Source organism: Flavobacterium aerium (assembly GCF_030766725.1).
GTDB classification, from domain to species: Bacteria; Bacteroidota; Bacteroidia; order Flavobacteriales; family Flavobacteriaceae; genus Flavobacterium; species Flavobacterium aerium.
This window is the reverse complement of record NZ_JARQWR010000004.1, coordinates 122,872-136,982: the sequence shown is the minus strand read 5'-3', so window position 1 is coordinate 136,982 and position 14,111 is coordinate 122,872. Positions and strand designations below refer to the sequence as shown.

General features: G+C 32.2%; 14 protein-coding genes. 6 read left to right on the top strand and 8 right to left on the bottom strand.

All coding sequences use genetic code 11. The features are described 5' to 3' along the window. Nucleotides 1–55: 55 nt before the first annotated feature. Genes P6733_RS07020 through P6733_RS07010 form a run of 3 tightly spaced genes read left to right on the top strand, consistent with a single transcriptional unit; the run spans nt 56 to nt 2,575 of the window. On the top strand, nt 56–475 hold the full coding sequence (locus P6733_RS07020; RefSeq protein ID WP_306351348.1) for a hypothetical protein: 420 nt from the start codon (nt 56–58) through the stop codon (nt 473–475). 19 nt (nt 476–494) lie between these two features. After that, the gene (locus tag P6733_RS07015) at nt 495–1,040 is read left to right on the top strand and encodes an RNA polymerase sigma factor (protein WP_306351346.1); all 546 of its coding nucleotides are present in this window, start codon (nt 495–497) and stop codon (nt 1,038–1,040) included. Beyond that, nucleotides 1,037–2,575 (top strand): outer membrane beta-barrel protein, encoded by a 1,539-nt coding sequence (locus tag P6733_RS07010; protein ID WP_306351344.1) that lies wholly within the window; start codon nt 1,037–1,039, stop codon nt 2,573–2,575. The genes P6733_RS07015 and P6733_RS07010 overlap by 4 nt, the downstream gene beginning before the upstream one ends. A gap of 75 nt (nt 2,576–2,650) precedes the next feature. Here P6733_RS07010 and P6733_RS07005 read toward each other — a convergent pair whose 3' ends face one another. Then, nucleotides 2,651–3,418 (bottom strand): lysophospholipid acyltransferase family protein, encoded by a 768-nt coding sequence (locus P6733_RS07005; protein ID WP_306351342.1) that lies wholly within the window; start codon nt 3,416–3,418, stop codon nt 2,651–2,653. A 75-nt stretch (nt 3,419–3,493) separates the two neighbouring features. Between P6733_RS07005 and trpS the strand changes: the two genes are divergently transcribed. Beyond that, nucleotides 3,494–4,474: a tryptophan--tRNA ligase gene (trpS, locus tag P6733_RS07000; RefSeq protein WP_306351340.1), complete on the top strand. Its 981-nt coding sequence runs from the start codon at nt 3,494–3,496 to the stop codon at nt 4,472–4,474. A 56-nt stretch (nt 4,475–4,530) separates the two neighbouring features. Here the strand turns inward: trpS and dprA are convergent, their stop codons facing one another. Then, nucleotides 4,531–5,637, bottom strand: coding sequence for a DNA-processing protein DprA (gene dprA, locus P6733_RS06995; RefSeq protein ID WP_306351338.1), 1,107 nt, complete (start codon nt 5,635–5,637; stop codon nt 4,531–4,533). Between the two features lie 103 nt (nt 5,638–5,740). Between dprA and P6733_RS06990 the strand changes: the two genes are divergently transcribed. Together P6733_RS06990 and P6733_RS06985 are read left to right on the top strand one after the other, a co-directional pair. Then, entirely contained in the window at nt 5,741–6,673 is a 933-nt protein-coding gene (locus P6733_RS06990; RefSeq protein WP_306351336.1) for an HU domain-containing protein, read from the top strand. 134 nt (nt 6,674–6,807) lie between these two features. Beyond that, the gene (locus tag P6733_RS06985) at nt 6,808–7,317 is read left to right on the top strand and encodes an acyl-CoA thioesterase (protein WP_306351334.1); all 510 of its coding nucleotides are present in this window, start codon (nt 6,808–6,810) and stop codon (nt 7,315–7,317) included. Between the two features lie 78 nt (nt 7,318–7,395). On the opposite strand, the gene P6733_RS06980 is transcribed toward P6733_RS06985, so the two are convergent. The 6 genes from P6733_RS06980 to P6733_RS06955 all read right to left on the bottom strand — a co-directional run bounded on the left by P6733_RS06980 (nt 7,396) and on the right by P6733_RS06955 (nt 13,890). Further along, nucleotides 7,396–8,694: a murein hydrolase activator EnvC family protein gene (locus P6733_RS06980; protein WP_306351332.1), complete on the bottom strand. Its 1,299-nt coding sequence runs from the start codon at nt 8,692–8,694 to the stop codon at nt 7,396–7,398. Nucleotides 8,695–8,715: 21 nt separating this feature from the next. After that, nucleotides 8,716–9,483: a DUF4292 domain-containing protein gene (locus P6733_RS06975; RefSeq protein WP_306351330.1), complete on the bottom strand. Its 768-nt coding sequence runs from the start codon at nt 9,481–9,483 to the stop codon at nt 8,716–8,718. Then, nucleotides 9,480–10,835, bottom strand: a complete 1,356-nt coding sequence (locus P6733_RS06970; RefSeq protein WP_306351328.1) for a tetratricopeptide repeat protein — start codon at nt 10,833–10,835, stop codon at nt 9,480–9,482. Before P6733_RS06970 ends, P6733_RS06975 begins: the two co-directional genes overlap by 4 nt. 25 nt (nt 10,836–10,860) lie before the next feature. Further along, nucleotides 10,861–11,871: a sugar phosphate nucleotidyltransferase gene (locus tag P6733_RS06965; RefSeq protein ID WP_306351326.1), complete on the bottom strand. Its 1,011-nt coding sequence runs from the start codon at nt 11,869–11,871 to the stop codon at nt 10,861–10,863. 51 nt (nt 11,872–11,922) lie between these two features. Continuing rightward, nucleotides 11,923–12,357: a dUTP diphosphatase gene (gene dut / locus P6733_RS06960; protein ID WP_306351325.1), complete on the bottom strand. Its 435-nt coding sequence runs from the start codon at nt 12,355–12,357 to the stop codon at nt 11,923–11,925. A gap of 72 nt (nt 12,358–12,429) precedes the next feature. Continuing rightward, a complete protein-coding gene (locus P6733_RS06955) occupies nt 12,430–13,890 on the bottom strand; it encodes a lipopolysaccharide biosynthesis protein (RefSeq protein WP_306351323.1) in 1,461 nt (486 codons plus the stop codon). Between the last annotated feature and the right edge of the window lie 221 nt (nt 13,891–14,111).

Below are 14,111 nucleotides of genomic sequence, written 5' to 3'. Positions count from 1 at the left end.
TTTTTATTTTTTTACATCTAAGGTATAAAGCTGTAAGATTATAAATTTAAATGTCATGAAAAAATTAGCTCTATTAGTACTATTTATATGCACCCTAGCGGGGTGTAGCTTAAGTAATGATGATAATCCTAATTTTTATTTGGAATTAAATCCTGTTGAAAGTGCTACGGTACCTCAAAGTTTCACTAGAGGACAATCGTATCAAATCAAGATGCTATATAAAAGACCTTCAACTTGTCATTATTTTGATGGTTTTTATTTTCAGCCAAATTTAGAAACCCGCACTATCGCCATTCAAAGTAAAGTACTCGCCGACAACAATTGCCAAGAGCTTAATGAACCTCCTGTTGAAGTAAAATTTGATTTTTACGTTAATAGTCCTATTGGAACTATTTACAAATTCAAATTCTTCAATGGTGTTGCTGATAATGGAGAGAATACTTTTATTATCGTAGAAGTTCCTGTAACGGAATAACAAATCAATTCAAGGACTATTGGGCTTAGAGCAAATCATACAAGATTGTCAGAAGAATGATGCTAAAGCACAGGAACAGTTGTATAAATTATTTAGTAGTAAGTTATTCAGTGTCTGCTTAAAATACTCGCGTAATTACGCTGAGGCTGAAGATAATTTACAAGATGGGTTTTTAATTATTTTTAAAAAAATTGAGCAATTCAATTTTAAAGGTTCTTTTGAAGGTTGGGCTAAACGTGTAATGATTAATAACGTATTACAACAGTATAGAAATATTGGTGTTTTCGAATTAGTAAGTGATGATATCATTGATGATACCGCATTTGAAATCGATGACGATAATATTTCACTGGATTATTTATTAAAAATTATTCAAGAATTACCTGATCGTTATCGATTAGTATTTAATCTATATGTTATGGATGGTTATTCACACAAAGAAATAGCAGCAATGCTACAAATTACAACTGGAACTTCTAAATCTAATTTAGCCAGAGCCCGAATTATTTTAAAAGAAAAAATTGAAACTCAATTAGCAACAGATCAATTACCATCAGCAAAATGAGCGAGAGAAAAAATATAGATCGTCTGTTTCAGGAAAAGTTCAAAGACTTTGAAGTTGAACCATCACACAAAGTATGGGATAACATTCAAGCTGAACTACACCCTAACAAAAAGAAAAGAAAGGTTATTCCATTATGGTTTAAACTTTCTGGCGTAGCTGTAGCGTTATTGATTGGCTTCTTCGTTACCGATTCTGTTGTTCATTTTACTACTATACCAAATGATGGAATTGTCTTGGACAATAATAATGAGACTCCATCTTCAACAGAAAAAAATAATTCTACTTTACCCGAAAATATCATTCCTTCCAATAATGATAATGGTCTAGTACTACAAGAATCAAATAGCAACACAAATTCTAGCACTGAAAATAATTCTTTAAATTCAACAAACAATAACAACGTTGTATCTAACAATGTGGTTGCTTCTGGTTCTAAATCAAATAGCCATTATTCTAAAAACAAAAATGTTTCTGGAAAAAACAATTCAGAAAGTTTAAGTAATTCATCTTCTGAAGAAGATTTATTAAATACTGTTCAAAAGAATAGAGTAGCTCAATCTAGAACTGGTATTGCCTCTTCAAATACAAAATCAAACAAAGGATCTTTCTTATCTAATGGTTTGTTTATAAACCCTAACCGAGATTCTAAAGATTTTGATTTCAGAAATTCGACACAAAAAGATCGTTCTTCTTTCAATAGAGGTGATCTTAAAAAATATGATACGAATTCAGCTGTTGCTGCTTCGGATCCTAACCCACTAGAAGAATTACTAAAAGCAAAAGAGAAGGAAAAAGAAGATCAGGAGAAATTCCCGAAAACGGATTCTAAACCTCTTAGCAGATGGCAAATCACCCCAAATATTGCGGCTGTATATTTTAATTCTACTTCTAGTGGTTCTCCTATTGATCAGCAACTAGCAAAAAACTCTAAAGAATCTGAAACTAGTTTAAGTTATGGTTTAGGCGTGAACTACGCCTTAAATAATAAACTTTCACTACGTTCTGGTATTAATAAAGTTTCTGTAGGTTTCAATACAAATGATATTGTTTTCTATGCTGGATTAAACAATACAGGAGTCAATAACGTGAAATTATCGGAGACTAATGCTCATATTGTTGTTGAACCTAAAGGCAGTGAGACAAATACACTACAAGCGAATATTCCTGGTAAATCAAATGGTACTCTGAATCAAAGAATGGGCTATATCGAAGTTCCTTTAGAGCTTTCTTATAAAGTTTTAGACCAAAAATTCGGTATTCAATTAATCGGGGGAATGAGTACTCTTTTCTTAAATGAAAATGAAGTATCTGTTGTTTCCTCTGGTTTACAAACAGATTTAGGCGAAGCAAATAACTTAAACAATGTTCATTTCAGCACCAATATTGGTATTGGATTTAAATACAGTTTTTTAAAATCATTTGAAGCGAATTTTGAACCTATGTTCAAATATCAATTCAATACGTTTAGCAATGATGTAGGCAATTTCAAGCCATACCTTATAGGCTTATACACTGGTGTAAGCTATCGATTCTAGTTTGTTAAGTAGTTATTACTTTAGTTGGGTAGTAACAAAAATGAAGCGCCCTGGTTAGGCGCTTCTTTTTTTATATTAAACTCTAAGTTTACGGGATTCTTTCGCGTATTGGAATTCTAATAATTCTTTATAAATAATTCTTCTCGTTTCCTCTTTGACTTCTTTCTTATTGGTTAACACTTTACCTTTTGTCTCTACAAATGAATGAACTTTTGCTCTCATCAATCCTGGACTTCCACTTAAAAAGGTAAATGAGAATCGTTTTTTATTATCGGGAAAGGTCATTGGTACAATTGGGATTTGATGCTCAATTGCTAATCTGAAAGCTCCATCTTTAAATTCATCTAAAAGAACTGTTTCATCTTCTGGAACTCCACCTTCAGGGAATATACAAATGCTCAACCCATTGCTCAACCTTTTTTGTGCTAAATTGAATACTTCAAGGCGACTTTTTGAATCTCCTCTATCAACCAAAATACAGGTACGCTTATAGAAAAAACCAAACAAGGGTATTTTTGATAATTCTTTTTTTCCTACAAATACAAATGGGTTTTTTACAATTGCTAGCATTAGCATTATATCTGTCATAGAGGTGTGATTGGCCACCAACATATAACTCTTTTTCTTATCTAATTCCTGATCTCGTTCTACAGTCCAATAGAATCCCATTCCAAAAAGAATAAATTTTGCCCAAATCCGAGCCATAAAGAAAAAATAGGGATACCATTTCTCACGCAGTATAGAAATAAATAAAAAAGGAAACATAATAATTATTGGCAGTGCCATAAGGATATAAAACCAGATCCGCCAAAGTATCCAAAAAATAATTTTTACAACTTTCATATGGTCAAATGTAAGGATTAGGGCGTAAATTTTTATCAAAAGGCTTAACTTTGCTGAAAATATTACAAATTTACCATGGCAAAAATACTTACTGGTGTACAAAGTACTGGAACTCCACATTTAGGCAATCTATTAGGAGCAATCATCCCTGCTATTGAAATGGCGAACAAACCTGAAAATGATTCTTTTCTTTTCATCGCTGATTTACATTCAACTACACAAATAAAGGATGGAAAAGTTTTAAGAGAAAATACATATAGCACTGCCTCTGCTTGGCTTGCTTGTGGATTAGATATTAATAAAATCACTTTTTATCGCCAGTCGGATGTTCCTCAAACTGCTGAGTTATCATGGTATTTAAGTTGTTTCTTTCCTTTTCAACGATTGACTTTAGCTCATTCTTTTAAAGATAAGGCTGATCGTTTGGATGATGTAAACGCAGGTTTGTTTATGTATCCAATGCTTATGGCTGCCGATATTTTATTATATGATGCAGAATTTGTTCCTGTAGGGAAGGATCAATTGCAACACATAGAAATTACCCGTGATGTGGCTTCTCGATTTAATCATCAAATGGGAGAAACTTTTGTACTTCCAGAATCTTTTATTCAAGAGGACACGAAATATATACCTGGTACAAATGGTGGAAAAATGAGTAAGTCGGCTAATAATATTATTAATATATTCCTAGAAGATAAGCCTTTGCGCAAACAGGTGATGTCTATTGAAACGGATAGTACTCCTTTGGAAGAACCAAAAGATACTGAAACTTGTAAAATTTTTGCAATCTATAAGTTATTAGCCAATGAGGTGCAATTGCAAGCTATGGTTCAAAACTATAAAAACGTGAATCGTGATTTTGGTTATGGTCATGCTAAACAAGCTTTATTTGAACTAATTATAGAAAAGTTTAAAACTGAAAGAGAAAAATACAATTATTATATGTCTCATCGTGATGAAGTTGATGAGTTATTAAAGAAAGGGGCTCAAAAAGCTGGTATTGTAGCAACTGGTGTATTGAATAGAGTCCGTGAGAAATTAGGTTACTCTGTATAATACTTCTTATAATAGATACATTAAGGGATGGCTAATAGGTCATCCCTTTTTATTTATCAAATCGCTTCAAATAATTTCCCAGGCAATGGTCTTATCACTCCTTTTAATTCCATCGTCAACAAGATTGAAGATAATTTATGTACTGGTAACTCACATCGTAACGCTATAATATCTAAGATTTCTTTACCATTTTGCAGAAGATAATCGTAGACAACTTGCTCTCCTTTTTCAAGCGTTACGAACAATTGTTTTTGAATTGGCTTTTTCTTTTGCTTTTCTATATCCCAATTCAACATATATACAAGATCTACTGCATTTGTTAATACATTTGCTTTTTGAGTTTTTATCAACGTATTGCATCCTTGACTGTATTTATCTGTAACTCTTCCTGGAACGGCAAATACATCTCTATTGTAATCATTCGCTAAATTTGCTGTGATTAACGAACCTCCTCTGTCTGCTGATTCTATAACTATTGTTGCTTCAGATATTCCCGCAACAATTCTATTTCTTCTCACAAAATTTTCTCGATCGGGTTTTGAATTACTCCAAAAATCCGTAAGAAATCCACCATTATTTTCTACTGCATTTCTATACTTTTTATGAGCTAATGGATAAATCTGATTTAATCCATGAGCAACCACTCCTATGGTTTGTAAATTATGCTCTAATGCCGCTTGATGGGCAATAATATCAACACCATAGGCAAATCCACTTACAATAATGGGATCGAAAGGAATTAAATCTCCTACTAATGTTTTACAAAACTCTATTCCATACGATGTTACATTACGAGTTCCAACTATACTGATAATCTTTCGGTTATTAAAATCTATCGTTCCTGAAGAAAAAAGGACAACTGGACCATCAATACAATATTTCAACCGTTCTGGATATTTCTCTTCTTGGTAATATAATGGTGTGATTTCATTATTATTTTGAAGGAATTTCAATTCTATTTCTGCCTTTTCAAAAGCTTTTTTATCTTTCAAATTATTGAGCATTACAGTTCCAATACCATCAATTGCCATCAACTGATTTGCTTTAGCTTTAAAGACTGATACTGCATCCCCACAATGATTAATTAATTTTTTTGCTACAATATCACCTACTCCTTCTACTTTCAATAATGCTAGTGCCGCTAATAGTTCTTGTTCCTTCATGCTAATCGTTTGTCTTTCAAGTTATAAAAATTTTATTAGAAATTGTTAATAAAAACTGTAAACTAAATTTTGTTGATGCCGCATATTCTCTAACTTTGTTACTATGAAGATAGATCAATACATATCACAACTTTTATATCGTTATCAATGTGTTACGGTTCCTGGGTTTGGTGCATTCTTAACTGAAATGCAGTCTGCGCAGCTATTTGAAAGCACAAATACTTTCTATCCTCCTAAAAAATCTGTTTCATTTAATTCTTATTTAAAGAATAATGATGGGTTACTTGCAAATCATATTTCCCAAACAGAAAAAATATCTTATGAGGAAGCTGTAAGTCGTATCCAAGAAGAAGTAAATTCATGGAAAAAGACGTTACAACTTAATGGAAGTTTAGGTGTAAAAAACATTGGTCAGTTCTCTTTAAATGCAGAAAACAATTTAGTTTTTGAAGCTTCACAACAATTAAACTATTTGACAAGTTCATTTGGTTTAGGTTCTTTTGTAGCACCAATTGTGAAACGTGAAGTTTACAAAGAGCAAGTTGAGGCTTTAGAAGATAAAGCGCCAATCTTGTTTACTCCTGAAAGAAAATCGAGTGGTTCTTACTTAAAATATGCTGCTATAGTAGTGGTTGCTCTAGGCATTACTGGTTTTGGTTATAAATTACGTCAGAATCAAATCGCTACTGATACTTTAATCGTAGAGAAATCTGTTCAAGAACAAGTACAAAATAAAATACAGGAAGCTACTTTCTTTATTGAAGCTCCATTACCTTCTGTTACTTTAACGGTAAAAGAAGAAAAATTACCTTATCATATTGTTGCTGGAGCTTTCCGAGAACAAGCAAATGCTCAAAAAGAATATGAGAAGCTAAGTAACTTAGGTTATAAGGCTCGTAAAATTGAAAAAACAAAACATGGCTTATATCCTGTTCTATATGGTAGTTTTGCTACCTATACCGAGGCTCAAAAAACCATGAGAGAAATTCACAAATCTCAAAATCCAGAAGCTTGGTTATTAATCCAAGAGCTTTAAAAAATATAAACCTGATTCATTTCAGGTTTTTTTATATCTACTTATTACTGTTTTCATTCTTTTCTTGCTTCTAAAATAATTAAGTGTATTTTTTAATATTCTGCGTTACAGATAGTACCTTTGCAAAAAAAATTATGCAAACAAAACATCCTATTGATTCCCTAACGATATTAACTGATCTTGTTTTGCCAAGCGAAACGAATCCCTTAAACAATCTTTTTGGCGGTGAATTACTTGCCCGAATGGATCGTGCTGCAAGTATTGCTGCAAGAAGACATTCTAGAAGAATTGTTGTTACTGCTTCTGTAAACCATGTTGCCTTTAATCGTGCTATACCTTTAGGAAGTGTTGTTACTGTTGAAGCTAAGGTTTCTCGTAGTTTTAAATCTTCAATGGAGATTTTTATTGATGTATGGATTGAAGATAGAGAATCTGGTGGACGAACAAAAGCCAATGAAGCTATTTATACCTTTGTTGCTGTTGATGACACTGGAAGACCTGTAGAAGTTGCTCCAGTAGAGCCACAAACAGAGTTAGAAAAATCACGTTTTGAAGCTGCATTAAGAAGAAAACAATTAAGCTTAGTTCTTGCCGGTAAATTAAAACCTCAAGATGCTACTGAATTAAAAGCTTTATTTCTATAATACAAAGAATTCTTATTTATAAAAAAGCCCGGAGTGATCACTCCGGGCTTTTTTATAAATATATTTTGCTTCTACAAACTACATATTAAACAACCATTGTTCTGGGTTCAACATTGTTGTATTTTGCAATACTAAGAATTTGATTACTGTTTTTCCAGATGAATTGGTGTGTATTTTTCCTATCGTTTGTTTAATAGATACTTTATCTCCTTTGCTTACGGATACACTTTGTAAGTTCAAATAAACTGTTATATAATCACCATGTTGAATATACACTGCTTTATTATTTCCTGATAGAACTTGTACTGTAAGTACTTCTCCTCCAAAAACTGCGCGGGCATTTGCTCCATCTTCGGTTGTAATTTCAACTCCACTATTGTGAACTACAAGATTTTTTTGCAATGGATGTGGTTGATCTCCATATCCTAAAGTCAACAATCCTTTGTCTACTGGCCAAGGTAGTTTTCCTTTGTTTGCTTTAAAATTATCTGCTAATGCTTTTGTTTCTGCTGTTAAAGCAAATTTTGTCGATGATCCTTCCGATACAACTTCTGTGTTTTTCTTGGTTGTTGTAGTAGGATTTCCTTTTGCTTTATTTTTTGCTGCTGCTAATGCTGCTGCTTTTCTTTTCGCTTCTGCTGCTGCATTTGCTGCTGCAATCGCTTCTCTAATTAGTTTTTGAATTTGACGATCAATTGCAACCGATTCTTGTTGTTTCTTTTTAATGTCAGCATTATATTTCTTCTGATCTTTCTTAATTGCTGTCATTAAGACCTGTTGGTCCTTTTTATCACTTTCTAGTGTAACTTTTTCTTTTTCATTTTCACGAATCAGTTTTTCTTTTTCACCTTTTTGAACCGCTAATTTCTGATTGTATGTTTGAAGTTTTTCTGATTTTACTTTGATTTCATCTCCTTGCATCTTTCTATAATTAGCATATTGCTTCATATACTGAGCTCTTTTGTAAGCTTGAAGGAAGTTTTCTGATGATAACAAGAACATAGCACGGCTTTGCTCTGAACGGCTCTTATAGGACTTTACAATCATTTCTGCGTAATCCTTTTTCAATAGCTCTAGCTCATCGGTCAGCTTGTTTATTTGTCTTTGATTTACATAAATATCATTATTCAATAACTTTGTTTGTTGTTGGGTGTTATTGATTAATTTTTCTGTAAGTTTTATTTTGGCATTCTGTTCTCCAATTTTTGTCAAAACAGATTTCTCTTTACTTTTTTCTGTCTTCAGTAAACTTTGGAAAACTTGAATTTCTTTTTGTATTTGCGCTTTGCGCTCTTCTAGTTTTTTTTGCTGATCATTCTGACTCCATAACAGTGTTGTTATACAGCAGAAAATCAAACTAAAGAGGTATTTTGACATATTCATAAGGTTTATGCAAATCTAATCAATAAAAATTCTTTCATAACCTTCTGGAACACTATATGGAAAAGAAAGTTGCTCATTGAAGGTAACATTATTATAATCTAAGCTAATATTTGTCGTTTTCCCTTTATAGAATGCTTCAATAATAACATTTACTGGTAATATTGCTTCTTTATATTCTTTGTGATTTGGATATGAAATATATAATTCCCTTTGTGGATTAACTTGGGTTACTTCTTGTTTTTTCAACAGAAAATTAGCTGCTTCAAAATAAAAGGCTTTATCTAGAGCATCTTTACCCTTACGTTCTAATTTATATAAACCATTATCAATTTCACTATGGTATTTGTCTTTCGTTAGATCATCTAAAGCATCTCCCAAAAGCATATTTTGAACTTTATCGAAATCTAGGTCTGTTCCTAACCAACGACTTAATGTTGTAAAATCTCCTTCAAAGAACTTACCTCCAATTTTTTCATAGTATTTTACTCCATCTGGTGTAATAATAGCTTTGGCCATTGTTATTCCAATAAAGCGAGCACTAATTAAAATTGTTTCATCTTTTTTAATTCTAATTTCTGCCGTTACATTTTGTGCTTGTCTATCATCTTTATATTTCACATTCGCCTTAATATAAACTGTAGAAAAGTCTTTCTTTATTTTATTATGACCTGCAACCACTTTTTCAGCAGTAAGTGATTTATTTGCTCCTTCTTCTGCAACAAATGATTTTGGCTTGCAAGCCACCATGCAAATCAGAATTATAATTCCTAAATATCTTTTCATTTTTTATTTTGTTTTAACAACTGATCTGCTTTTAGAAAATATTTTTCTTTTTTAGCGGTATCGCCTAATCCGTTGTAAGCCTCACCCAATTGAATATTAAAATTGATTTCCAATGCTTTATTTTCCACCACATAGTCTAATCCCATTTCCAAAAATTCTTTGGCTTTTTTAAAGTTCTTCGCTTGATTATTCGCCAATCCTACATAATAATATAATTCTGGTTGCAAGGGGAATAGATCAATCATAGATTGTCCTTTCTTAGATACAACGTCAAATTGTCCATTATCCGTATATAATTGTAATAAAAGTAACATCGTTTCCATGTCTTCCGCATGGTCTTCCAAGTTCATTTCTAAGGCGTGTATTGCTTTGGGTGTATTTTTTTTATTCAAATAGTATTTTGCAACTTCCTTCGCTACTTGTACTTCTTTTTCATTTTCAAAATAACGAATGGCTTTATCTAGCGCTTCGTCATTCCCTGGATTTTTATCTGCGTATATCAGGAATTCATTTAAAACTCTATGCTTGATTTTTTTATCTACTTTACGACTTCCCAAAACTTGATTCATCGCTTTTATAGCTTTTTCTGCATCATTATTATTCAAATGAAACTTGAATAAACTTACTTGCGCCCAATCGGATTCAGGGATTTTTTTTTCCAATTGTTTAGCAACTTCGTATGCTTTTTCTTCCTGATTGCTTTCGGAATAGAGGTAAATTAATGAGATATAATTGGATTCTTCATTTGGATTTTTCTTTATTAGGTTTTCCAAATTATCTTTTTCCGATCCTCTGTATTTTGCATCACTCAAGATTTGTAGTTTATACATTTCTCTTGCTGGTGATTTTATTGTCGTTTTATCCAATTCGTTAATCAAAGCCAGTGCTTTATCAAATTGTTGGGTATACATATACAGGGAAACCAAATCGTCTCTATAGTCAAAATTAAACTCGATCAGCTTATTTACAACTATAATGGATTGTTCATAATCTTTTGTTTGATAATAAACATCGTAAAGTCCACTCCAATACCATCTGTTTTTAGGATCTAATTGGGTGGCTTTTTCAAAAGATTGTCTGGCATTTTCATAATTTTTCTGTGCCAAATAATTCCTTCCTAATTCATTATACACTGCTGCATTATTAGGTTGTAGCTGTATGCATTTTTGTAGAGAGGTAATAGCTCTATCATAATTCTCAATTCCTTTTTGCTTTAATGATTCATAAAAAGCATCTTGAAAATCATCTGTAACCAATGCCACATCTTCAGGTTGTACCTGCGCAATTAATTTTACTGGATTGCAGAGCAATCCAATAAATAGCAAACCTGAAAATAGAGCTTTAATTATCATAAAACTATTTTTGAATTGGTTAAAGTTACTCTAAAACCGAATAATCTCCAATACTGATACTTTTAAAATTACCATCAAATATTGCATGACTTCCAATCATTGCATTATCCAATGTTGCATTTTTAATTTTAGAATCATTTTGCACTAAACTATTCATTATTGTAGCATTTTCTACCACACATCCTTTTCCTAATGATACATTAGGTCCAATTGTTGCGTTTTTCAAAACTACATTTTCTCCAATGAAACAGGGTTCAATGATTGTTGCGTTTTCCATAGTAACATTATCGGCTACTAATTTTTCACCATCCAGGTGTAAGAAATTCAACATTCTTGAATTTGTTTCAACGGTTACATTTTTATTTCCGCAATCCATCCATTCCTCTACTTTTCCAGGAACAAACTTCATCCCTTTTACTTTCATGTTTTCTAAACCGTCTGTCAACTGATATTCTCCTCCTTTTACAATATTATTGTCCAAAAGGTATTGTAATTCGCTTCTTAAAGCTTCTCCGCTTTTAAAATAATAGATTCCAATAATTGCTAAATCAGAGATGAATTCTTTTGGTTTTTCAACAAAATCGATAATTTGATTTTGTTCGTTTAGTTGTACTACTCCAAAAGCACTTGGGTCTTCTACTTGTTTTACCCAAATCACACTATCTGCAGCGGTATCTAATTTAAAATCGGCTTTAAATAATGTATCAGCATAAGCCACAACAATAGGTCCACTCATTGATTCTTTAGCACTCATTATTGCGTGTGCAGTTCCTAATGGTTGCTCTTGGTAATATATCGTTCCTTTTGCGCCTAATTTTTCTGCAATAGCCACTAAATCTACTTCTACCTGCGTTCCAAAATCTTTATGAATGATAAATGCTATTTCTTCAATCTCTTGATTGATCACTCTTGCGATATCTTCTACTAAACGGTGTACGATTGGTTTCCCTGCAATAGGAATTAATGGTTTTGGGACAGTTAATGTGTGGGGACGCAAGCGAGATCCACGACCTGCCATAGGAACAATTATTTTCATATATTCTTACAATATTCGTGTTTGTTATTTTCTTCTTTTAAAAAATGGATATTATTTTACTCCTGTACTTCCAAATCCTCCTTCACCTCTCGATGTTTCCGATAATTCTGCTACTTCAATCCATTCCGCTCTTTCATGTTTTGCGATAATGAGTTGTGCAATACGTTCTCCATTTTCAATCTTAAATTCTTCATTGGATAAATTCACTAAGATTACTCCAATTTCTCCACGGTAATCTGCATCAATTGTACCAGGACTATTGAGTACTGTAATTCCATTTTTTGCAGCTAATCCACTTCTTGGTCTAACCTGAGCTTCATATCCAATTGGTAGCTCAATAAACAATCCCGTTTTTACAATTGCTCTTTCTAGAGGTTTCAATATAATTGCATTCTCTAAATTTGCTCTTAAATCCATTCCCGCTGACGCTATAGTTTCGTAGTGCGGTAATTTATGTTGTGATTTGTTTATAATCTGTATTGTCATTTGATCTTTTTTTATTCTTTCACAAAATACTATTATTTCTGCTATTTTGTATTTTATGGTATTAGTCTCTGTTTATTTTCTTCTTAAAATCCCTTTTAGTGTTTCTTTTTCATTGTGGTATATCATATACATGAAAATGATTAACAGTGGTATTCCAACATAATATTTCTCTCTAAAAACATAGAATGATAGTGTTGAAAATAGTATTGATACTCCTAAATACATGCTTATTTTCTTCAAATCATATGGGATAGGGTATCTTTTATTTCCCATAATATACGAAATTAGCATCATACTTCCGTACGCAGCAATTGTTGCTACAGCAGAACCTACATAACTCCAAATCGGAATTAATGCAAAGTTCAATATCAGCGTTATTATCGCTCCAACAATTGAGATATAGGCTCCAATTTTTGTTTGATCAATTAGTTTGTACCACACTGAAAGGTTATGGTATATTCCTAAAAAGAAATTCGCTAAAATAATTAGTGGTAGTACATTCATTGCCTCCCAATAGGATGAATCTCTGATTAGGTATATTTTTAATAAATCTGCAAAGACTATTACACCCAACAATATCACGGACCCAAATATCACAAAATACTTTGTAATCATTGCATAGGTTTGTGGCGCATTTTCGTTTTTTGAATGGCTAAAGAAAAAGGGTTCAATTCCCAATCGAAATGCTGTGCCAAAAAGCACCATGAATACCGCTAGTTTATAACAGGCTGAATAGGCTCCTACTTCTACTTTTGCTACATCTTTGGGCAGCAAATAATCTAATAATATTTTATCGAAATGTTCATTAATAGCAAATGCAATTCCCGCAATCATAATTGGTAGTCCGTATTGCATCATTTTTTTCCAAAGTTTTCTATCAAAGTGCCAATGGATATGGAAGTAGTTTGGTGAAAGTACCAGAAAAGTTACAAAACTTGAAATGATATTGGCTACGAAAATATATCCAATTTGGAAATCATCTGCATATAAGGTACTTAGGAATTTATCTGGATTTGATTGGGCCAATTTTGGTAGATATACCAAAAAGAAAATATTCAAGCCTAAGTTTACCGCTACATTTCCTATTTTGATTATCGCATACATGATTGGTCTTTGGTATGCTCGTAGTTTTGAAAATGGAATAATGACTAAAGCATCTAATACTAAAATCCAAATGGTATAGGTAATATACTGCACGTCTATTTTAGACCATTCTGCAAGCATATTGCGCCCGAGTAGTGCAATACACAGAAATGCTATTGATGTCCACAATACCGATATCGTAGACGTTCCTATTACGCTTTTCTTATCGTAGTCATTATTATAGAATCTGAAGAAAGCTGTTTCCATTCCATAGGCTAGAATCACATTGAAAAACATCATCCATGCAAAAATCACAGATACTTCTCCATACTCTCCAGCAGGTAACAGTTCCGTGTATAATGGCACTAAAATGAAACTGAACATTCGAGGTATTACCGTAGCAAGTCCATAAATGGCTGTCTGTTTAAATAGATTTTTATATAACCCCAAAATTTACTGTTCTTTTTCTAAATTTATATCTAACAAAAATAACCAATTCTTTGGTTTATTATTGCCTGCATGTCTCACAATACACATATTTATTTCTAATATTATAGAATTTTATCTATTTGTAATCTCTTATCCTTCAAATCAATCACCGTCGCCTATAAATATTATTTACGTTTCTATAATTTTTTATTAAAGGTCGTAAATTGTTTGTAGATGTGTTA